The 19,610-nt window shown below is 51.8% G+C and carries 18 protein-coding genes; 11 read left to right on the forward strand and 7 right to left on the reverse strand.

Annotated features, from left to right (window positions below; translation table 11 throughout):
• Window positions 1-4: 4 nt before the first annotated feature.
• A complete protein-coding gene (locus CDH48_RS16270) occupies window positions 5-1,675 on the forward strand; it encodes a conjugal transfer protein TraG N-terminal domain-containing protein (protein WP_100689791.1) in 1,671 nt (556 codons plus the stop codon).
• A gap of 83 nt (window positions 1,676-1,758) precedes the next feature.
• On the opposite strand, the gene CDH48_RS16275 is transcribed toward CDH48_RS16270, so the two are convergent.
• The 3 genes from CDH48_RS16275 to CDH48_RS16285 all read right to left on the reverse strand — a co-directional run bounded on the left by CDH48_RS16275 (window position 1,759) and on the right by CDH48_RS16285 (window position 4,710).
• Window positions 1,759-2,187: a hypothetical protein gene (locus tag CDH48_RS16275; RefSeq protein ID WP_100689792.1), complete on the reverse strand. Its 429-nt coding sequence runs from the start codon at window positions 2,185-2,187 to the stop codon at window positions 1,759-1,761.
• 271 nt (window positions 2,188-2,458) lie between these two features.
• Window positions 2,459-4,261 carry a ParB/RepB/Spo0J family partition protein gene (locus CDH48_RS16280; RefSeq protein ID WP_100689793.1) on the reverse strand — a complete coding sequence of 601 codons (1,803 nt, stop codon included), beginning with the start codon at window positions 4,259-4,261 and terminating at the stop codon, window positions 2,459-2,461.
• A gap of 212 nt (window positions 4,262-4,473) precedes the next feature.
• Window positions 4,474-4,710, reverse strand: coding sequence for a hypothetical protein (locus tag CDH48_RS16285; RefSeq protein ID WP_100689795.1), 237 nt, complete (start codon window positions 4,708-4,710; stop codon window positions 4,474-4,476).
• Between the two features lie 707 nt (window positions 4,711-5,417).
• Between CDH48_RS16285 and CDH48_RS16295 the strand changes: the two genes are divergently transcribed.
• The gene (locus tag CDH48_RS16295; RefSeq protein WP_157807852.1) at window positions 5,418-6,044 is read left to right on the forward strand and encodes a hypothetical protein; all 627 of its coding nucleotides are present in this window, start codon (window positions 5,418-5,420) and stop codon (window positions 6,042-6,044) included.
• Between the two features lie 283 nt (window positions 6,045-6,327).
• Here the strand turns inward: CDH48_RS16295 and CDH48_RS16305 are convergent, their stop codons facing one another.
• The 4 genes from CDH48_RS16305 to CDH48_RS16320 all read right to left on the reverse strand — a co-directional run bounded on the left by CDH48_RS16305 (window position 6,328) and on the right by CDH48_RS16320 (window position 9,364).
• Entirely contained in the window at window positions 6,328-6,807 is a 480-nt protein-coding gene (locus CDH48_RS16305; RefSeq protein WP_100689798.1) for a hypothetical protein, read from the reverse strand.
• A 207-nt stretch (window positions 6,808-7,014) separates the two neighbouring features.
• Complete coding sequence (locus tag CDH48_RS16310; protein WP_100689799.1) at window positions 7,015-7,524, reverse strand: PD-(D/E)XK nuclease family protein; 510 nt, start codon at window positions 7,522-7,524, stop codon at window positions 7,015-7,017.
• Window positions 7,514-7,948, reverse strand: coding sequence for a CFI-box-CTERM domain-containing protein (locus tag CDH48_RS16315; protein ID WP_100689800.1), 435 nt, complete (start codon window positions 7,946-7,948; stop codon window positions 7,514-7,516). Before CDH48_RS16315 ends, CDH48_RS16310 begins: the two co-directional genes overlap by 11 nt.
• 3 nt (window positions 7,949-7,951) lie before the next feature.
• On the reverse strand, window positions 7,952-9,364 hold the full coding sequence (locus CDH48_RS16320; RefSeq protein WP_100689801.1) for a fused MFS/spermidine synthase: 1,413 nt from the start codon (window positions 9,362-9,364) through the stop codon (window positions 7,952-7,954).
• Between the two features lie 497 nt (window positions 9,365-9,861).
• Here CDH48_RS16320 and CDH48_RS16325 point away from each other — a divergent pair, with 497 nt between their 5' ends.
• From CDH48_RS16325 to CDH48_RS16370, 9 genes are all read left to right on the forward strand, one after another.
• Complete coding sequence (locus tag CDH48_RS16325; protein WP_100689831.1) at window positions 9,862-10,521, forward strand: hypothetical protein; 660 nt, start codon at window positions 9,862-9,864, stop codon at window positions 10,519-10,521.
• Between the two features lie 253 nt (window positions 10,522-10,774).
• The gene (locus tag CDH48_RS16330; protein ID WP_198515516.1) at window positions 10,775-11,503 is read left to right on the forward strand and encodes a glycosyltransferase family 32 protein; all 729 of its coding nucleotides are present in this window, start codon (window positions 10,775-10,777) and stop codon (window positions 11,501-11,503) included.
• A complete protein-coding gene (locus CDH48_RS16335) occupies window positions 11,500-13,737 on the forward strand; it encodes a family 16 glycosylhydrolase (RefSeq protein ID WP_100689803.1) in 2,238 nt (745 codons plus the stop codon). The genes CDH48_RS16330 and CDH48_RS16335 overlap by 4 nt, the downstream gene beginning before the upstream one ends.
• Before the next feature lie 37 nt (window positions 13,738-13,774).
• On the forward strand, window positions 13,775-15,532 hold the full coding sequence (locus tag CDH48_RS16340) for an ATP-dependent nuclease (protein WP_100689804.1): 1,758 nt from the start codon (window positions 13,775-13,777) through the stop codon (window positions 15,530-15,532).
• Window positions 15,533-16,228: 696 nt separating this feature from the next.
• Window positions 16,229-17,308, forward strand: coding sequence for a VRR-NUC domain-containing protein (locus tag CDH48_RS16350; RefSeq protein WP_198515517.1), 1,080 nt, complete (start codon window positions 16,229-16,231; stop codon window positions 17,306-17,308).
• An 824-nt stretch (window positions 17,309-18,132) separates the two neighbouring features.
• Window positions 18,133-18,270: a hypothetical protein gene (locus CDH48_RS19120; protein ID WP_157807853.1), complete on the forward strand. Its 138-nt coding sequence runs from the start codon at window positions 18,133-18,135 to the stop codon at window positions 18,268-18,270.
• A gap of 290 nt (window positions 18,271-18,560) precedes the next feature.
• On the forward strand, window positions 18,561-18,797 hold the full coding sequence (locus CDH48_RS16360) for a hypothetical protein (RefSeq protein ID WP_100689807.1): 237 nt from the start codon (window positions 18,561-18,563) through the stop codon (window positions 18,795-18,797).
• Window positions 18,797-19,138 (forward strand): hypothetical protein, encoded by a 342-nt coding sequence (locus tag CDH48_RS16365; protein WP_100689808.1) that lies wholly within the window; start codon window positions 18,797-18,799, stop codon window positions 19,136-19,138. Before CDH48_RS16360 ends, CDH48_RS16365 begins: the two co-directional genes overlap by 1 nt.
• 2 nt (window positions 19,139-19,140) lie before the next feature.
• A complete protein-coding gene (locus CDH48_RS16370) occupies window positions 19,141-19,605 on the forward strand; it encodes a single-stranded DNA-binding protein (RefSeq protein WP_100689809.1) in 465 nt (154 codons plus the stop codon).
• Window positions 19,606-19,610 lie beyond the last annotated feature (5 nt).

Here is a 19,610-nt window from a genome sequence, read left to right on the forward strand (position 1 = left end):
CGGAATGGTCGCCAATACCTACCTCGAAATTTACACAATGATGTTTGGGTGGAATATGTACGAGGCCATTTGGGATGTCCTCGTCGGAACCGGGGTGGCTCTGATTCCTTTCATTGTTGCTGTCGTGAGTACATTTAAGGAAAACTATTCCGCCGGCAATGCCAGTGAGACGATCAAGAGCATGGAAACAACGCTGCTCGGAATGATCCTGGTGCTCATGTTGTGCGTCATTCCCTATAAAAGCATGTCCACGACGCTTTCTGGCGTTCGCTACGAGGTGACGGTTCAGGATTGTGGAACGGCCTCGAACACCAATACACCCTCCAGCACTGCGTCAGGGACCGGAGACAATACCCAAACGGGCTTTGATTCTGCTATGAGTGATCTCCAGACGTGGCAGGTTCACAAACCGGTTGCCTGGACGCTGGTCGAAACCGTTTCAACGGCCATTACGCACACTTCCATCAAATCCATGACCTGCGTGAACAACTACGAGTTCATGTTGATGCGCATATCCAATATCACCATCCAGGATGAAACCCTACGTAAGGACATCCAGAACTTCTACGAAGCCTGCTATAAGCCGGCCGTGAACAAGTACAAGGCCAATCCGCCGGTCGATCCGGTGACAGGCAATCCCATGGTTTTGACCAACGTTGAACCCTGGGAGGATATTGATTGGATGGGCAGTCGCATTCTGTTGGGCTACGCCGATGCCTATTACCGGGACAAAGAGCTATACGTTGCGAACTATGAGAACAAGGGATTCTCCCGACAACCTACATGGCGAGATTCTGACGCAGCCCATCAAACCGGTGTCTATCCATATTGCGAAGAAGTCTGGCTTGGCGAGAGAAATGCTGCGGGATGGTTCAACAATGGCGGCGATGGGTTGCGAGAGAGGATTCTTGACGACATTCCTGACGATGAAGTCGGGGACATTGTTGATGACTGGAAGACTTGGGGTGCTGGCGTTTTCAGCAAACAGACCGAGCCGGACCAGGTCAAAGAAGACATGATCCTGAAGCTGATTCTTGAAAATAACCACAGTGATCTGTCAGCAGCTACTCAGCTGGACATGAGCAATAACTTTGACGCGAATAAAGGCTTCTGGTCCCAGATGTGGGATAACGCGACTCAGCTGGGCAACGTTCTGACGTCAGCCAACGAATTTCTGCAGGCCAACGCTATACAGCAGATGTTCAAAGTGGCCGGGCCCATGTTGTTGGTTATGTTCCAGATGATCGTGGTCATCGCGGCTCCTTTCGTAATGATTTTTGGAAGCTATGGCTTCAGCTCCTTTTTCGCATTGGCGGTTACCTGGTTCAGCCTGGAATTTATCAATGCCATCTGGGCGGCAGCTTACTGGTTCGACAACCGGATCCTACAGATCTATGCGACCAACGCAGGCTGGTTTGATGAGATGACCAATAGCCTTCTGATCCGGATTGTCAGCATGAGCTCCATCTTTATTCTGCCAATGATCTGGCTGTCCATCATGGCCATGGCCGGAAGTTCAATGCTTCGAGGCATGGGTGGTGGCGGTGTAGGCGGCGGTATGGCTGCCGGAAGCTCGGCCTTTGCTGGCGGCATGGCTGGGACTATGCGGAACACCAGAGGTCTTTTACCAGGCAGAGGCGGTAACCAAGGCGGCGGAAGCCGAGGCAGGAAATAAGCATAGAGCCAGAGCTATAGGGCGGCCGACTGGCCGCCCTGTTTCTTATAGGCGGCTACGTTACGGCGATCTATGCTAAGAGGCTATCTAGGAGGCTCGTTGCCGTAGTAAACATCGTGAGACTGGTCGTAAACAGCATCGGTGGGGTGCAGCGGCTCTTTGAATACAGAGCCAGGCGCTCTGTGATCGTCATATGGCTCCGACCCGTCACCGCGCAGTATTCGCCAGATAATCGAGATTATAGCCAGAACGAGGGCAAAAGCCATGCTGACCAGCCACACCATAACTTTGAACCACCAGTATTCGCCGTACTTCTGGACAGACCGCTCGTAGACCTTTGAAATTGGGTGAATCGCAGCAAATCCGCACAGTATGCCACCGCAAATCCATCCCCAAGTCTCTTTGAATGAAACACCATCACCGGCAGATAGGCTGACCAGAAACAGCAGCGCGACGCCCGCGCCAAGGCTACACTTTCGTGCTATTCCGTTGTGAACGATTGTCTTGTCCATGACGCTGAATCCCGCTCAAAAAATGATCGATTGTGACAGGTCCAAGTAAGGTCTGCGCTGGACGACCGACAGCGCACTTTATCAATAAGGTTATCCACAGAATTTGTGGAAAAGTCGCCGATCCATTCGGTTGCAAAGCCAGTTTATGGTTATGCAAGTCATGACTTTTTTCCGCTGTAGTCCTTAGGTATACACGACTATGCTTCACTGGCAAGCCCGAAACAAAAAGGGAGCCTGATTCCGGCTCCCTTTTTTCACTCTGATTGCGCCCCTATGCTGCTTTGGTGAGTGAGTCGGGGAGCCAACCTTTCGTTTCATCCAGTTCATCCAGAATCGTCGCCAGATCGCCTTTCTTGGCGTCAGCCTGAGACAAAGCGAACTCATCGCCTTTCAGGTCTTTCAGGATTTCGATGAGCTTGCCTTTCCTGATCCTGTTGAAGTAATTCGCCTTCGTCGGTTGCCAGTGCTTACTCAGGTCGAACTTGATCTGTTCAGCAACGTATTGCTCAACTTCATTGGTCGCGCAGCGGAGCGTTTGAGCACTGCAATGGGCGAGGATGTTCAATTTGCTCGCTCTGGATAGTTTTTGGAATGTTTTGAACTGTTCCAAGTCTCCTTCTTGGGCCAGCCAGTTCAGTTCTAAGGCATCACGATGCTTCCGAATTTCAGCAGCAGCGGAGGTTTCCTCAATGTCTTTGGTGGCAGAGAAGGTGTTCACATCCAGATCGATTCCAAGGGGTCTCCGGTACCACGTTGAACCCGCAAGCACTGTCTTGGCCATTGTGAAAACGGTCATGTCCAGACAGATTTCTGCTTTCTGCATCACCGCAGCCTCAAGAGCCTGGAGCCGGTATGCCTCAAGATCGCTTTTAAGCGCGTTGCTCTCGGTCGGTTGGGGTGCCTCGACTACAGTGCCATCTTCGTTTTGCGCTTTTTCTGACTGCTTCTTAGGCAGAGCGATGCCAACTTTTGTCACCAGCTCACCTGTTCGGAAGTCCACGGAAAGAAGGACCCCTGTTGACTGCTTCTGCTCGTCGGAAAATTCTCGTGAGGTGTCGATAGTTTCCTTCAGGTCACTTAATTCCTCGTTCAGTTGACGGAACCGTTCATTGGCTTCTTCATCCTCGTGGTCTGAGACCGCTTCCATCAGTCCCTCAAGCTCCCGTTCCTTCGCTTCAAACTCATGCACCACAGAGTCTGGTGCTGTGATGATTTCACCATCGATACACGGTGCAAATCGAAGTGGGTGGCTGTATCCGCCATCCAGCGTAGCCTCCACGAAGCCCCAGCCTTCTGCCTTGAAAGACTCTTGTAGCTTTTCGAGCTTTTCATCGGCCAGACGATTCAGGAGGTCGACGTCGTTGACGTATTGGCTGTCCGCGAACAAGTCTTCGGACAACGTGCCACCGGCGGCCTCGTAAGCCTCTTGCCCGACAAATTTAAAGGTGGTGTCCTCAGTCGTAACATCGGTGTTGAGCAGCTTTTGCCGCACGAACCGGGGAGAAGGGTGATACTGCTCTTTTACCTCTGCGAAGACGGAATCCTGAGCCTTCTGATCGTCCGTGACGGTAAAGGCCATGACCATGTCAAAGTTCATCTCTTGTGATCGGAAGGCGTCCAGAATCACCGGGGAGACAGCCCCAAGTTTCAGGAGTTTCTTAACTTCGGTGACAGGCTTACCGAATCGTTTCGCGATGTCCTCGATGGATCGTCCTGCATCCAGCATGGCCTTGTAGGCAACAAAGCGATCAGCGGGATGCATATCCGAGCGATAGTTCTCGGCCAGACTGGCTTCGATGGCTTCAGATTCCGTCTTCACGACGCACCGGACTGGAAATTCGGCATCGATCTTTCCTTCGGCAAGAAGGTGGTTTAAGGCGCTGAGTCGGCGTCCACCGGCAATAACCTCATACCGTCCCTCGGCATCGGGTGACGGAATGACAATGAGATTCTGCAGAACACCCTGCGACTCTATCAGAGCGCGGAGCTGCGCATCTTCTTCCGCTGATGTTTTAACTTTCCGGACGTTGAGCGGTGACAGGGTCAGATTCTTGAGAGAGATTTGAGTTTCCATTTCGTGATTCCTCTGAGTGAATATCGTTGGTGTTCACTCTTAAAATCTCACGGAAATGGCCACGGCCAACCCCTGAAAACACTATTTATAACAATAATATAGCTATTTTATAGAGTCATTCCATAGCCATACGCAATACCTTTTTTGAACGTCGATTTTGGGTCGACGGTGGACATGAAATCCCACCACCGATCCCTTTTCTGGTCAGCGAATCAGACCAGCCTGAACAGCACCTCTCCTTCATCGCTTGTTGCGGTTCCGTCTTCCAGAGTTCCTGCGCTTACCCAGAGGTCGCGCTTTCCGCACGGGGTCTCATCCGCAGGTATTCGCCCGAAAACTTCACCATTGCGAATGTTCGTAAAGGAATAGAGAACTTCTCCGTTTTTGTCTCGGATGTGGACTCCGCAGAGCCGGCCGATTACTTCACCTTGCTTGGTTGTTGCATTCATCGTGTTGACCTCCTCAGTTGTCCGGTAATGGGTCATCCCTGACTCTAAACACGTCCGCAACAAAATGTTGATCTTTTTCTGGTTAGCCTGGAAGGCAGTCCATCTGCAATAATGCTGTATATTCAAACAGTATATATTTCATGGAATTCAGACGCCGCCACAATTGTGTATACAAAGAACTCGGGGCCTTCGCGAGCTGCGAACCGATTGGGTTTTGCACGGCTGATGGCATTGAGATAGGTAATTGGATCGGTATTGCTGATCGTGAAGTGGTTCGGCAGCTACCTTCGGTCCGTCCCGTACTTCTGGATATTGAGTCTTGGCGCCGCCACTTGCTTGAACCTTATCAGCGCCTGGGGCCCGGGGTGTATATGGTGGGCATTTGTCTCGGAGACTCATCCTCAGTGTTGGGCGTGATGGATCGCAAACAGCCAATGCTTCGACGGAAACCTGGTAAAGATATTCTGGGTCGGAAATAAACCTGAAAATTCTTCTTTCCCGGGGGTTGCCCGCGAAGATTTCCATGAGATCTTGAAATCACTAGCGAGCGTGGCTCCTGGGTGAGAGAGAGTGAGGGTTGGCCTTTCCGCATGCGGGGAGGCTTTTTTTTGTTCCCGCATTCTAAACGGTCATAGGTCACTGACTTTTTAAATCTCATCCGCGGCATGAGCCAGGCCTAAGATCTGGTTTTTGACTCGGATATCACCATGAAAACAAAACAATCGCTCTGTCTGATTCTGGCCTGCTCGACCCTCGTTGCTTGCGAGGGAGGGGGATCTTCATCAAGCTCTGGTCCCTCGGCGCAGGCACCGGATGTTGAAGAGAGAGAGTTGGTGTTCGAATTCTCTGAGGCCCCGTTAGAGCCAACCGTATTCAATATTGCTGCTGGCACTGGTGATCCTGAGGATCATTTTTCACCGAACGAGACGATCAGCATCACCTGGAAGATGGAGGTGTACTACGATGATCAGTCCGTCCCGGAATTCAATGAATCCTTTCCGTATACGGCGTCGGTCTACCTGAGTGAAGACGGTGCTTTCCAACAAGAAGATGACCTCGAGCTCTTCAGCATTTCCTGCATGTGGCCATCGGACTCGGACTACGCCTGCGGGCAGTTTGCCTCGTTCGATTGTGATTACGCGCCAGGCAATCAAAATGTGATTTCCTGCTCGAGCATTCCCGTAGGCCGCACCAACGGCATCAACGATCTGCCCGTCGACACCTCCGCGTTTCTGAACGTGATTCCCAAGAGTGCCGACGTGCTCTATGTGGCATGCCTGGACGAAGAACCGAACAAGTGCACAACGTTCACCGGTTCGCTGCAGCTCAATTGATGTCACCTCTGTTGATCAGCACCTGTTCCGACAAGTCCGAGCTCGCCTGGGCGATTGAAATTGCACTGGGCGTTGCCACGATCAATGAGGGTCGTGACTACCCATCTGACAGGTGCGATATCCAAACCAAATTGAGGGACGTGAGGACAGTTGGTGAATTCAATGCCATTGCGATGAGATTGAATACCAGCTGGTCAGAACTTGAGGCCCGGCGAAAACGACGATTGGTATTGTCATGAGCTTGTAGCTCAACGGAGTTGATGGCCTCTTATTTTCCATTGTTTCAGCGTCGATTGAGTATGTTTCGGCTATTCAAAAACGCTTCCACAGCCTTTTCAAACCCTCCCGATTCGTACCAGTTTTGTAGCAGCTTTTTTGTTGTACCTCTGAACGCCGGGATTGCGATGTCTATGAGTTCGGATTCCGTTTTCGCGTCGGGAAAACGTCCTGACATGACGAAATTGATGCCATGGTCGGGAATGCTGAAACCAGTCACTCGTTCGCCGACGGTTAAATGGACGAAGTACGAGACTGTTCCCGCTCCCGTGGAGAATCCGCCCGCAACGTTGATCGCACCACCGAATGAATTTAGCCGTTCGCACATCTGCTCGCGGGCTTGCCACTGAGGGAGTGTTGATCCAATGGTTAGTGCCCTCTGGACATTGCCATCTACGATCGTGAAATGAACCTGGCAATTGCTGGCCTGGGCTATTGGCGCAATCAAACAGCAGGCAAGCAAGCTTGAGTTGAGTAATCGTTTCATCAGTCCTTCCCTTGAAATTCAGAACCACTGCTTCCCTGAAGCTATCAACTTCTCGCTATTGATAGTTGGAGTTAAGATTAACGTTGAGGGCAAAGTCGCGACGGTTATTGGCGGGATCACCCTGGCTAAAGGTATCTGCTATCAATTAACCTGATGTTGAACGAATTTCCTCAGCGATTTTGAGAGCTGCACCTCTTTTTCTCGGGTTCAGGCTGCCGAATCGTCGCAGTCCCCGCGGAAGCCACAGCTGCGACATTTCTTAAGCTCGGGCCGGCTCGGTACCGCATGACCGAACTTTGCTTGTCGGGCATGGACGACGGCGGGCTGAATCCGATCGAACAACGCCTTGTCGGAAGAAGGAAGCTTAAACACTTCCTGAATGGCGGAGGTCTTGATCAGTACCTGATTCACCCTGTACCCATCTCCCCGGGCAGCCAGGGCCGCGCAAAAGGCTTGGGTGACATCGCTCTCAAACACTGGACCGTTTCGGCTCTTGTACTCAACAGAAAGAACACCGGTGCGAGTCCGATACAGCGCATCCGGCTTCCCAAAGACCTTGAAGGCTCCATTGAAGAAGGGTTTGGTGTGGCGGCCGTCGTCGATCCATATCAAGTCGCCCTCAATGCCCAGCTCGTCAACGAGGCTGTTACGGCGCCGTCGCCAAACGATGACCAGTACAGCCACTACCGCAATAAAAATGAGCAGCTCATGAAACATGGCTTTTTCCTCGCAGTTCAACCCACAGAACAAGCCTGTCCACGATCCGCCTCAGCAGCAGGTCAATCCAGGAAGACCTTTTGCTGATTTCGATGACCATCGGAGACAGCCGGTAATAGACTGCAATCAGGATCCGGCCGCCGGGCATGTAATCCAGTGTGTTGTCACGAAACTGGCGGAGAGTTTCCGTGCGCTGATCCTCCATTCCGTAGAGGTAAGAGGCCACGTAACAGCGTTTGTCTATGCTGATCTGGCGATTAAACTGCTCGTGCTTCAGATTGCCCCGATCCTGAGCGGCTACGGCCCTTCGCGAAGGTTTGGCGCCGGCGTATTTCAGTGCGACTGAATTCGGGCAAAACTCGCTCCGGCCTACGTCTGAGGCTGAAATCCACTCGGATTTTCTCTTTGATTTATCGTGGCGCATCGCTTATCTCGCCGATCCATGAAGTGCCGACAGGTATCCGTCGACGGTTACCCTTGTTGTATCATCAAAATAAGCACGGGCAACTCTGTCCACGCCGGACGACCGCTTTCCGCACAAATACACCAGGTTCTGCAGGGAGTCGTCATAGCTGGTGATGTCAGTGACACACCGTGAGAAAGCCAGCCGGACTGTATTATCCATCGTCTGGGAATAGCGATCCGTAAGCCGCGGATTGGCAGCAATATTCAGAACAGCTTTCCCGTTTTCGGTTAGGCGCTCGGACACCAAGCTGAAAAATTCAAAGGTGGCTGTGTGCATGGGAATAGTGGCCGCATTGGTGTAGAGATCAACCACAATGACATCCCATCGCTTTTCATTGGTGAGCAGGAACGCTCTTGCATCCTGGGTAACGAAGTCTCCTTTGATGGGCTCGCCTAGGAAGTCGCCCTCTGCCACGGATTTCAGCATCGGATCGATGTCCAAGTAGGTGAAGTTTGCGCCTTTGGTGTCTTCGGCAGACAAGGTGAATCCGCCGGCGCCCAGGACGAGGATGTCTTTGCCAGCTACGTCGTCTGCAAATATCGCCGATTTCATCATTTCAATGTATGGCCAGCCCTGGCGTGTCTCGGCGTCGATGAATGAAGCGGAGCTGCGGTTGATCACCAACCTTTTACCCCCGTCTGTGGCTTCGACCCGGATATCGCTGTATGGGGTAGTAGCGGCAAAAAGCTGGTTTGGCATCCGGACGTTGGCGACGAACGCCACCGCCAGTGACAGACTCGTGATGCTCAGCAGCATTGGCTTCAGGACGGTTTTTTCTGGACGCAACACAAGCAAGACACAGAAGCTTAGGATCATGCAGTTCACCAGAATGGAATACCCGACGCCCAAGAAATACATCAGCACCAGTGAAGTCAGAAGACACCCGACGACGTTGCCCACGGTACTGATCGCAGTCGCACTCCCCGCAGCCTCGCTTTTGCGAGTCTCCTGATCTGCAGTGTTCAACAACAGGGGGACCGTCTGCCCCAGCAAAAATACCAATGGCGACATGACCAAGAAACAGAACGCGAAGAGATGGACCAGGGGATTCCCCAGGATTGGCAGCCCAAAACTGATGTCGGCAATTGACAGAAAAAACATGCTAACAAAGGGGTAGGAGAGGCCAATACCAAACAACGCGATGGCGCCAACCAGGTTGAAAAGCAGTGCCCGGGAAAACTTTTCAGGCGCGGTCTTGCCGCCAAAGAAGTAGCCAAGGGCCAACGCACCCAGGAAACAACTGATGATGATCGACGTGCACAGTACCGAGCTGCCTACGAACGCGACGGTCTGTCGTATCGTGACCATTTGAACACCGCTGCTGGCGAGACCTTCCAGTAAGAGAATCAGATAAGCACGTTTCGTGGAGAACATGGATGCATGGTCCTGTTGGAAAGCAAAACCAGAGGCTATCAAGTGCTTCGGCTTGAGATGGGGTTTAAAAGGTCACGGCCCTGTGACCTTATAATGATGACTGGCAACCCGGTAATACCAAAATGTTAGCCAGACCCGCCACATCATTGTGATATGACCGCTCTGTCGCACAGACGGGTTGCTGTTGGGCATTGTACGTTGGGGGGTTGCAGCCGGCCCCGGAATGTAGTTCGCACTTAAACATAAGCGAACATTCGAGTCAGGGCTTGCCTCCAGAGCCTCCCGGCTAATCACAGCCATTTCATCCAGTATGATTGGCGGAGAAAATTGCAGACGCTGAATGATTACGTGGCAGAGATGGCCATGCTTGGCTAAGCTATTGTTTTATTAATTTATGTGGAGCGCGATTGATGGTTCGACGTCAGTGATAATGACGCAGTCAAATTTCTGCAATGATAAAGCGCGCTGCCTAATCGTGTTAGCCCCACGAGATGATTATGGAAGACATAGCAAAAATTGGAGAAGCTGTAGCGATTATAGCTGCATGCTGGGCAATCATTTCCGGCGTTGGAGCTTGGAAGCGTGAGTTCATAGGAAAACGCAAAATTGAACTGGCGGAAGAAGTCTTAGCTTCGTTTTTTGAGGTTAAAGATGCGATTGCCTACATGAGAAGCCCATTCTCTAGCGGGAATGAGGGTAAGACAAGGCAACGAGCCGAAAATGAAACGAAAGAAGAGTCAGAGTTATTAGATCGGGGCTATATCGTCTACGAGCGATACAACGCGAAGAAAGAAATCTTCGTCAAGTTCAACACCCTAAAATACCGCTTTATGGCTGCGTTTGGAGCAGAGACGGAAGAGATTTTCAACGATACATCGAAAACTATTAATAGCATCTTTGTTTCTGCGCAAATGCTCGCTACTCACTATTGGCAGCGCCAAGGCAGAGTTCAAATGGCTGATGATGAATTTCGACGACACTTAGACGAAATGCATGAGCATGAGGGCGTATTTTGGGACCGAATGAATGATAACGATGAAATAAGAACACAACTTCAGAGTATTCAGCAAAGACTGGATGCTGTAACTCGACCCTGCTTTGAAGAACCAATGAAAAGCTATTCCCTACTGACGAAGCGATGGTGGAAAAAGGGCTAACAATTTGTGTCACTCAGGTGGCCGTTACGCCGCTTCGCACTGTAAAGGCTACCGGTGGGCTCCGCGTTAGGCGAACGAGGATGAGTAGTCGAAGTTGGGTGCTGGGATCTGGAGAGTGAGAATGACGGCGAGAGAATCCGATGTAGAAGACCACCGGGCGCGCTCCGCCTTTGTGCGGCAATTGATACAACGCACTGGAGAGCCCGATTCCTTGCCCCTGGCGTTCTCTAGCAGACCGCGACGGTCAATCGTAATGTTTTGGGACGACCTAGAGCGCCTTCCCGTTGATGTTGGTGAGTGTATTGAGTCGTGGAAACCGCTGCAGACGAAGGGCTTCGACGTTTTCCTATTCGATAGCAACGGAGCCATAGAGTTCATTGCAAACCATCTGGGTCGGCGTCACGAGAACGTATACCGGAAGTGCTATCATCCCGCGATGCAATCTGATTACTTCCGGCTCTGCTACATCCTTGTGGAAGGCGGCTGTTACATTGACGCGGACGATGCCCACAACGGCCCTAGTGTCGAGAGCCTATTCGATGACGGTCGGTTGAAGATCCAGCCGCTTTGCTATGACGTCGCGACCGACCGAATGGTCCCGCCCGAGATATTTACCAAGCCGGGAGCAGACGCTCCGACTTGGATCTTCTATTTCAACAACAACCCGTTGCTGGCAGCCCCCGGGCACCCCATCATCGAGCAAGCCCTTGCGAACGCGACCACAGCAATCGAGCGAATGACTGACGGTGAGCTGCCAGAGATCCAATCTACAACAGGCCCGGGCAACCTTACCCGCTCCATCTTCGATCTTGCGCAGCAGGACGATGGGACGGTGTCAACAACGGTGAGCACACTCCACGTGCTACATGACTGGGAGAACGTCGCGAGCAGCCGGTGGCCTCTCAGCTACCGAAGCGACAGGAGGAACTGGCGGCTCTCGAACTGCCGGAAATACCAGCCTCCGAAGCAAGATTGCCCATGAACCTGACCAAACCCATGTTCGCATTGAACAGGTTCTTTTACCGCCTCAAGCTTCAGGCGCGGCGGCTATTGCCGAGGCAGCGGTGCCACGCTTTCGGGCCTGCCCACCCAGACGGGCGAGTTGAGCGGATTTACGTCATCAACCTCGATCGCCAGCCCGACCGCTGGGCCGCTATAAAGCGCGAGCTAGATCAGATACTGGACTGCTCGGGGAACGCTCTCTCGGAGCGGACCGTGCGCTTTCCTGCCTGCGACGCGAGGAGCTTTGCGGGTTCACCCAAGGCGGACGACGAAGTAGATCCGATTTACACCCTTCGAGATCAGCTCTTCGTCGAGCCCCAACCGCGTATACTGCCGCACCGGCTCGACCTCGATCGCCCGATCCAGATGAGTTGGCAAGAAGTCGCAGTCGCCCGCTCCCATGTCGCCGTATGGCGCCAGATCGCGACAGGTGAAGACGCCTACGCGCTTGTGCTTGAGGACGACGCTTGTTTCGACTGTGGGTTCGGCCGATACGCCGACCAGACTTGGCATGAACTTGCGCGCGACCGCAATAGCACTGGCCCCTTCGATTTGCTCTACCTCTCCTACAAGGAGGTGAAGGGTGGCGCCCAGAAAACTCTTCTTTCAGCTAGTGTGTTCCGACCGGTACGGGGTCTCTGGTACCTCTCGGGCTACGTCCTTTCACGCGAGGGGGCGCGAAAGCTGATTCGAATGCTGCCCTGCCAGGGACCGGTCGACCTTTGGATAAACCACCGGTTCGACGCGCTCGAAGTGCGGGCGACGCGGCGGTCAATAGTTAGTCAGCGATCCGACTGGGGCTCGGCCAATTCATATTCGATTCTGCCGGCCCTGACCCGAATCGGCGTCTTGGACTGCGAAGGGCCGTCGGTATTCCAAAACCGGCCGCAGCAAAGGCCGGTATTTGCCTTCGGCGAGGAGGGCTCGGGCTTAACTTCGCTTGCGATGGCACTTTCGATGCTTGGTTATCGATGCTGCTCCGACCTCCAGGACCTTCCTGAAGAGGAGCGGGTGCAACTCCTCTCGGGATCGAGCGACCGGGTATTTGATGCTTACGTGAACATTGGGGCTCTGATGGCGAGTGCCGCGACGCTGAGGGAGTGCTATCCTGAGGCCAAGTTTATCGTCACCACCTGCAATGACACGGCCTCGAAGGACAAAGGGGGCAGCCTGCCTGGCGAACTGAGCGACGCAGAGGTCACCGTGCTGCACCTGAACGCTGTCGACAAGTGGAAGACCGTCTGCGAGCACCTGAGATGCGCCCCGCCGGTAGCCGCCTTCCCCGAGGTTGCCGATCTCGGCCAAAGGCCACTCCTGGACGAGGATGCCAAAGAGATGTCTGCTGTAAAACTGCCGAGCGAGCAGCGGCGCGATATGTCGCCCTGGGTGATCGAGTCTCGTTCCATGTGGCGTGGTATCCACGCTTGTTCGCCCGCAAGTATAGCTGCGCGCATGGTCTTCGATGACCCCTTGGAGAGCCTTGACAGCGAGCGCTGGCTGGTGAGGGACGACACCTTCCCGGGGAACCTTGGCCTTTTCCGTCCTGCCAATGTTGCATGCCGGGATGGGATCGGGGCCGTGCTCAGCGTGAGGCGCGAGAGGCTTGGTGTCCGCGACTTCAGCGCCGCGTCAATTTCTAGCCGCGACCGGTTCCTATACGGTAGATTCGAAACGACGCTACAGGCATCAAAGGTGCCCGGCGTGATAACTGGGTTCTTCTTACACCGCGACTCACCCAGGCAGGAGATCGACGTGGAGATCGTAGGCAAGCGCTCCAACTGTCTCCTGGTAAACGTTTTCTATAATCCTGGCGCTGAAGGCGCGAGGTTCGACTACGGATACCGAGGTTCGCCGACCACTATCGGCCTCGGTTTTGACGCGTCGGAGTCGCCCCACCGCTTCGCCATTGAGTGGGGCCCTGACGAGATCCGCTGGTTCGTAGACGACCAATTAGTACACAAGCGTGTAAACTGGGCCCCAACTCCGATTCCCCAGCTACCGATGTCCCTGCACCTTAATCTATGGCCCTCGCGCTCGCGCGAACTCGCCGGGCGTCTTGCCCAGCGACAGCTGCCGGCCACTGCGGCGGTGAAGTCGATCGCCATCGAGGCAAACCTAGCCACGAGCCTGAATTACGACAGAGAGCACCCTATAGCGCCTAACAACAGCATCCAGCGTACCGCGCTGCGCGCCGCCGCTGATGCTGGGCGCTAGATTTCACGAGCAAGGTTAACCCCACCATGGAGGGCGTATGTCGGCTCTACTCGAAATGGTAGAAATTCGGAACTACAAGTCGTGCAAGGAAACAAAGATTCAGCTGGAGCGGTTTACACCGCTGATTGGATACAACAACTCAGGCAAGTCCAATATCATTTCGGCAATCCAGTGGTTATTACGAAAATCGGTGTTGGATGAAGGATCGTTCAATGACACGGAACGACCTTTGGAGGTTGTCGGGCGAGTAGTTGGCGTCTCTGAGGAAGCGCTAAGCGTCTTAACCGCCGAGCAGCAACAGAAGATTCGGCCGTACATTGATAATGAGGTTCTAACGCTAAAGCGCGTTCAGCCGTCCCCCGGAGGCAAGGCGGCAGATATTAAGTTGCATGTGTTAAATCCGACCAATTCCCAATGGGCGGCAAATCCAACTGGCATCGATAACGCAATTTCGTCACTACTACCAGAACCCATCCGAATTGGTGCAATGGAAGATGCCGCCGAAGACTCTGCGAAGTCAAAAACCACGACGACAATTGGAAAGCTACTCGCTGAATTCATTGAGCCGGTCCGGCAGGCTCATGAGGCAGAGATAAACCAGCACTTAGGCCAGGTCGAGCAACAGCTCTCAGCAGACGGGACCTCAAGGCTTGCAGAGTTCAATGCAATTGATGATTCCATAAATCAGAAGATAAACGATCTGTTCCCTGGAGTTGGCGTAAAGCTGCATTTTCCTACCCCTACCTTGGACGATCTGATCAAGGCCGGAACCGTAAAGGTTTATGAAGACGCGGGGGTTGCGCGTGGCTTCTCGTCGTATGGGCATGGTGCGCAAAGAGCCATTCAAATGACGCTAGTGAGACACTTGGCAGAAGTAAAGCGTGGCGCTGGGCAGGCGGATGGGAGCACACTGCTTCTGATAGATGAGCCTGAGCTATATCTTCATCCTTTTGCAATTGAGCACATTCGGGAAGCACTGAAAACTCTCTCTGAGAATGGATACCAGATCATCGTATCAACGCACTCTGCGCAAATGGTGAAGGCTAAAGATGCTCAAGATGCTCTACTTATCCGGAAATCACCCGCTAACGGAACGTTTGCGCGTCAGCGTTTACGTGACGCTATTCAGATAGTGGTTCCAGATTCAGCGCATGCTATGGAACAGTTATTCACGCTTGCGCATGCAAGCCAAATGCTTTTTTCAGATAAGGTTTTGCTAACCGAGGGAAAAACAGAACTTCGCCTGCTTCCAGTAATATTTGAACACCTCAATAATAGAACGCTTGGGCAGAATAAGATCGCTCTGATTGCGCAGAGTGGTGTAAACGACACCAAGAAATCAATGCAAATACTTCAAGAAATGGATCTTCCATCGAAGGCAATAGTTGATCTTGACTATGCGTTCAAAGGTGGCCATATCCATGGATTTGTTCCACAAGGAAATGCAGATGTTGCTGCCATTAAGCAAATTCTCGCACGTCTTGCGGCAGCGAATCGAATAACCCTTGACCAAAGTGGCCTTCCGATGAAAGGGGTTGTGAAAGCGGCAGAGGCTTACGCCATTCTTGCACGGGAGGTGGATGCTGCCCCGCACATCGACGCGCTTCACAATCTCCTCCTTGGACAGGGGATCTGGCTCTGGAAAAAGGGATCCATCGAAGATCATCTAGGCTTGCCGTCGAAAGATGAGAGAGCGTGGGCACACTTTCAGACTGAACTTGATCGTGTTGGAATACAGGCGCTGAGTCCTGAGCCGCAAAGTGTGCGCGACATGGTCGCGTGGGTGACGGCGTGATGTCTAACCAGCGCATGTTGCCGGACTGGCTTTCCGCTGCGCTCCAAACCAGCAGCAAATACGGGCGTTAGCCAATTATGGAAAAGTTACTGAGTCTACACCGTTACTACATCTGGGCTAATAGGCTTCGGGGGTATTTTGAATCAACCCTGAGCAGCCAAAAGGCAGGTAATTCCGTTCGGGTCGAATTTGCGGACGATACGGGCTTGTTTCTCGCTCAGTGGTATACCTCGCTATACGTTGTAATTGAAGGTTGGAAGGAGCTGAAACTTTCTGACTTCGAGATCGATCGGTTAATCGCGTCCCCAAACACAGAACTTCTTCGCCGTTTTAGGAACGGGGTATGTCACTTTCAGGGCCAATATTTTGATGCTAGGTTCTCCGAGGTGCTGAACGCAGAGGGCCTGGTTGCGTGGGTTAGAGAGTTAAACCGGGAATTTGGCCGATATTTCCTCGAGGAGCTCAAACAGCAGGTGCCTAATGGCTAACCAATCGCTCAAGTCCACCACTTTTCCGGCGCGATGCGCCTCTAAACCGGCCGCTCAGCCTAGGCTCTATGAATAAGTTATGAATAAGAATTGCACGCATCCATCTCTGCAATGCCTGAATCAATATGACTTGATTCGCAAATACCAGTGCGAGTTTTGTAAAGAGGTGATGATGTGCACCTGTGATAGGGAGCACGGCGAGCGGTTCTTGCCTCACCAGCTTAAATTTGGTTCTTGGTATGGTTCCAGAGAGAGGGTGCCAGTCACACTTGGATTTCAGGACAATACGTGTCCGGAATGCAGAGGAGAAAAGCCCGAAGCTGCTCCGAAAGCTCCTATGCATGGGGCAACATCGAAGATAGCTAGGTACTACTGGCGTGAGATATTTTTTGAGACCACCAAGAGATTCTACGATTCCCATCCAGAGATTGACCCGAACGAGCGTGGCCTATCTGAGTTTAGTTTTCCGGAGGAACGGAGGCTTATAGAGAAGCAAGTTATTGAAGAAATAAAAGATCTTCATGAAATTTCCCCTAAATATCAATACAACGAGCTATCTCAGTCTGAAGTTATATCTCAAACGAACACCGAATTTGTTCTCGTCAATGTCGAACACGTTAAAACTGAAGAGAGGAAAGTCGGTATTCGAGACGACAACGAAATCGTCACTGTAGAAGAATTTGCATCTCGTTATTTTAAACGTCTCGGATACAGTGTGATGCATGTTGAGAGTGTGCCCTTTCACGTTTTGTTCGGTGTTTTCATGTTTCTCGTTATCCAAGATATTGGGGATGAGAAAGGTCGCTTCGTCCAGTTTGGAAGCAGAAACGATTTTGATAGCGGTAGGTCGGATGAAGGCCCAATATCTACCGTCCTTCCAGATGACTTCGGACGTAAATCGTACTACGAAAGACAAAAAGAGTTGGTAAATTGGCACATAAGTGAATTAGACGATCCTGAATGGTTATTCGATTATTGGCTTGGTCATAGTTCTGACTTTAGGCAATATCTTTGGGCGCACCGTGATAGTGACGTTTCAAAAGCGAAAGAAGTAATGCGTGTACTCGGACTGGAAAACTTAAAGAAGGTGCTCCATTACTTATCTATGGATTATTGGGGAAATTTTTGCGGATGGCCTGATTTGTTGGTTCACAATGACGATGAGATTCGATTCGTTGAAGTTAAGTCAAAGAACGACAAACTGAGTGAAGACCAGAAAAATTGGCTCTTGGGTAATCACGCCCACATGGGGTTTAATGCAACAATTTTTAAAGTTGGAAAAGCGTAAATATATGGTTTTGCCGGACAATTTTTCTACCTCTTCGCGGTTCCAGAATAGACGAAAAGCGTGGCGTTATTGCACCATCTCACTGTTCGCTTTGCGACCCCAGCCTGCATTTCGCAGAAATTCAAGAATTGTGAGCGACGAGACAATATTTTGCCTTGTACCTCGCACAAGGCTGGTGTAATTTTCAAATAGTGCCTCACCGGGTCATTCGGCACGCCGCCTCGTCGGGACCCATCTCTCCAGATCGCGCACCTCCGCGCACCTTTACCCAAAAGCAGATTAAACAGACCTCTTTGATAGTCCCACCCCTTTCCTGAGGGTGTTTTGCCGTGCCTGTGAGTTTCTCAGGGCAGGGCAGACCGCCTTTTGGTTTCTCCGGATCTTGTTGCTGTTTGTTCTCTGAACAACGGCACCTGATAAGCATCCTCAATCTAGCCACGAAACGGATGCGATCGCCACGGCGATTTGGCTTAACACTAAACCGGAGAAAATTATGTTTACTGCAAAAGAAAAACTTTTCATTCGAAACTCTGAACTTCATGCACGATGGAGGGCAGCAATGTTAAGTGTCAACGCAAGTTCGATGGCACCAACATCTGTCGCTCTTTGGGAGTTGCTGATTAACGGCGACCTCCTTCGACTGGCAATCTATCTCGTTCTCACGACAGTTATTGTGAGCCTGAATATCATATGCGCTGGCAAAATTGCTCACTACAAGCAATCCGTAGAGCGAATCCGAATGCGACTGGATCACCCGCCCAACAGGTCTGAAAGACTTGAATAGCGGATAAAAATCCACCAACATTCACAAGGAGACGTTAACTATGGAGCTTTCCATGCTTATTTTTATGACGTGCTTTGCAGCTGTCGTAGTAAGCAGCGTTTTGATAGCGGCCCACATCGACTCGAAGAACGAGCAGCTATTGATTGCTGAAGTCGAACGCGAAGAGAAAAATCTCTAGGCCTACGGCCTTAACTCTGTTCGTTTCTACGAACACATCCCCGACAGACCGCATGATCCTCGGTTGATACTCAACTGCTTGGTTTCGTGCGTCTGTCTTTCCCAACTCCCTCACGAGCATTGCGGCCTGGACCCGTATCCGGATCCAGACTTGAATGCTTTTCCTGTGATTCCTCGAATCTTGTTGCTGCAGTTCAACTGAACTCGGCACTTGATCAGCGTCCTCACCTAGCCATGAAACGGACGCGGTTGCTACGGCAATTGGCTTAACACTCCAAAGGAATCACTCACATGAATCGAAGTGAACACGATGCCAACAGGCATCTCTCTCAATTCGTCACCCAGGTTGATGAAGTCATCCAACAGGCAATCGAAAAGGCGGACAAAGGACGTTTTGTTGTTGCCACTTCTGAGGCCGGCAATGTGCTGCTACTGCCGCACTTTAATGCCTCTCTGAGACAGGATCTGACTTGGGTTTATGACACCGAGTTCGGGTACGTCTTCTCACCTGAGAAAAGGAGTGCCTGATGGAACTCATTTTGGGTCTATCTGCAATCCTGGTCCTGATGTTCGGTGGCAGGATTCTGCTTTTCTTGGTCGACCTCGGTTTCGAAACTGGAGACCGTTTTCTCGCAGCGTGTGAACGTCGTTTGACGCTGTATACGAAAGCTTTGCTTCGAGGAATGGTCTTCGCGATTCGCTGGGTTTTCCATCGATTCTACAAGCCCGAACCCGAGCAAATGACCATTCGGTCAATCATCGATTCTCCTGCGGAACTTCAGCACATGAGAAATCAGCACCTCCTTCAATCCGGCAAGCGTGCGCCTGTTGAGATTGAATACTCTCAACCTAAGCTGAAAGGGAAATAGTCATGCTCAACAAAGCTCAGCTCATTGGCCGTCTCGGTCAAAAAGATGTTCGCTCCACCCCAAACGGCATGCAGGTGGTTTCTTATTCAATCGCTACAACCAAGTCTCTCAAGGACAGGGAAACTGGCGAATGGAAAGAGAACACTGAATGGCACCGTTGCGTCAGTTTCAACAAGACTGCTGAGCACATCGGCATGAACGTTGAACCTGGTGATCTCTTGTTCCTTGAGGGCGAGTTGAGAACCAGGAAATGGCAAACCCAGAGCGGCGAAGATCGTTACACCACAGAAATCGTGGTTAATGATTTTCCGCGCAAGCTGCCGAAGTATTTTTCCAAAAATGGTTCGCAGCAAGCCGCTCTCGCGCCTCAGCCCCAACAGCAGGCTCATGCTTCACCGAGTCAGCCCGGGCATATGGAACAGCCGCCAGTTGAAGCCTATGGCTTTGACGACGATTACCCGTTCTAGCGACT

It is taken from the genome of Marinobacter aromaticivorans, from assembly GCF_002806975.1.
Lineage (GTDB): Bacteria > Pseudomonadota > Gammaproteobacteria > Pseudomonadales > Oleiphilaceae > Marinobacter > Marinobacter aromaticivorans.

Coding starts and splice junctions, on each gene's coding strand:
- CDH48_RS16280 (WP_100689793.1), bottom strand. CDS start 4,261: ATGGAAACTCAAATCTCTCTCAAGAATCTGACCCTGTCACCGCTCAAC.
- CDH48_RS16330 (WP_198515516.1), top strand. CDS start 10,775: ATGTTTTGGGACGACCTAGAGCGCCTTCCCGTTGATGTTGGTGAGTGT.
- CDH48_RS16305 (WP_100689798.1), bottom strand. CDS start 6,807: ATGAAACGATTACTCAACTCAAGCTTGCTTGCCTGCTGTTTGATTGCG.
- CDH48_RS16370 (WP_100689809.1), top strand. CDS start 19,141: ATGCTCAACAAAGCTCAGCTCATTGGCCGTCTCGGTCAAAAAGATGTT.
- CDH48_RS16335 (WP_100689803.1), top strand. CDS start 11,500: ATGAACCTGACCAAACCCATGTTCGCATTGAACAGGTTCTTTTACCGC.
- CDH48_RS16325 (WP_100689831.1), top strand. CDS start 9,862: ATGGAAGACATAGCAAAAATTGGAGAAGCTGTAGCGATTATAGCTGCA.
- CDH48_RS19120 (WP_157807853.1), top strand. CDS start 18,133: ATGGAGCTTTCCATGCTTATTTTTATGACGTGCTTTGCAGCTGTCGTA.
- CDH48_RS16270 (WP_100689791.1), top strand. CDS start 5: ATGGTCGCCAATACCTACCTCGAAATTTACACAATGATGTTTGGGTGG.
- CDH48_RS16365 (WP_100689808.1), top strand. CDS start 18,797: ATGGAACTCATTTTGGGTCTATCTGCAATCCTGGTCCTGATGTTCGGT.
- CDH48_RS16295 (WP_157807852.1), top strand. CDS start 5,418: ATGAAAACAAAACAATCGCTCTGTCTGATTCTGGCCTGCTCGACCCTC.
- CDH48_RS16310 (WP_100689799.1), bottom strand. CDS start 7,524: ATGTTTCATGAGCTGCTCATTTTTATTGCGGTAGTGGCTGTACTGGTC.
- CDH48_RS16320 (WP_100689801.1), bottom strand. CDS start 9,364: ATGTTCTCCACGAAACGTGCTTATCTGATTCTCTTACTGGAAGGTCTC.
- CDH48_RS16360 (WP_100689807.1), top strand. CDS start 18,561: ATGAATCGAAGTGAACACGATGCCAACAGGCATCTCTCTCAATTCGTC.
- CDH48_RS16340 (WP_100689804.1), top strand. CDS start 13,775: ATGTCGGCTCTACTCGAAATGGTAGAAATTCGGAACTACAAGTCGTGC.
- CDH48_RS16315 (WP_100689800.1), bottom strand. CDS start 7,948: ATGCGCCACGATAAATCAAAGAGAAAATCCGAGTGGATTTCAGCCTCA.
- CDH48_RS16285 (WP_100689795.1), bottom strand. CDS start 4,710: ATGAATGCAACAACCAAGCAAGGTGAAGTAATCGGCCGGCTCTGCGGA.
- CDH48_RS16275 (WP_100689792.1), bottom strand. CDS start 2,187: ATGGACAAGACAATCGTTCACAACGGAATAGCACGAAAGTGTAGCCTT.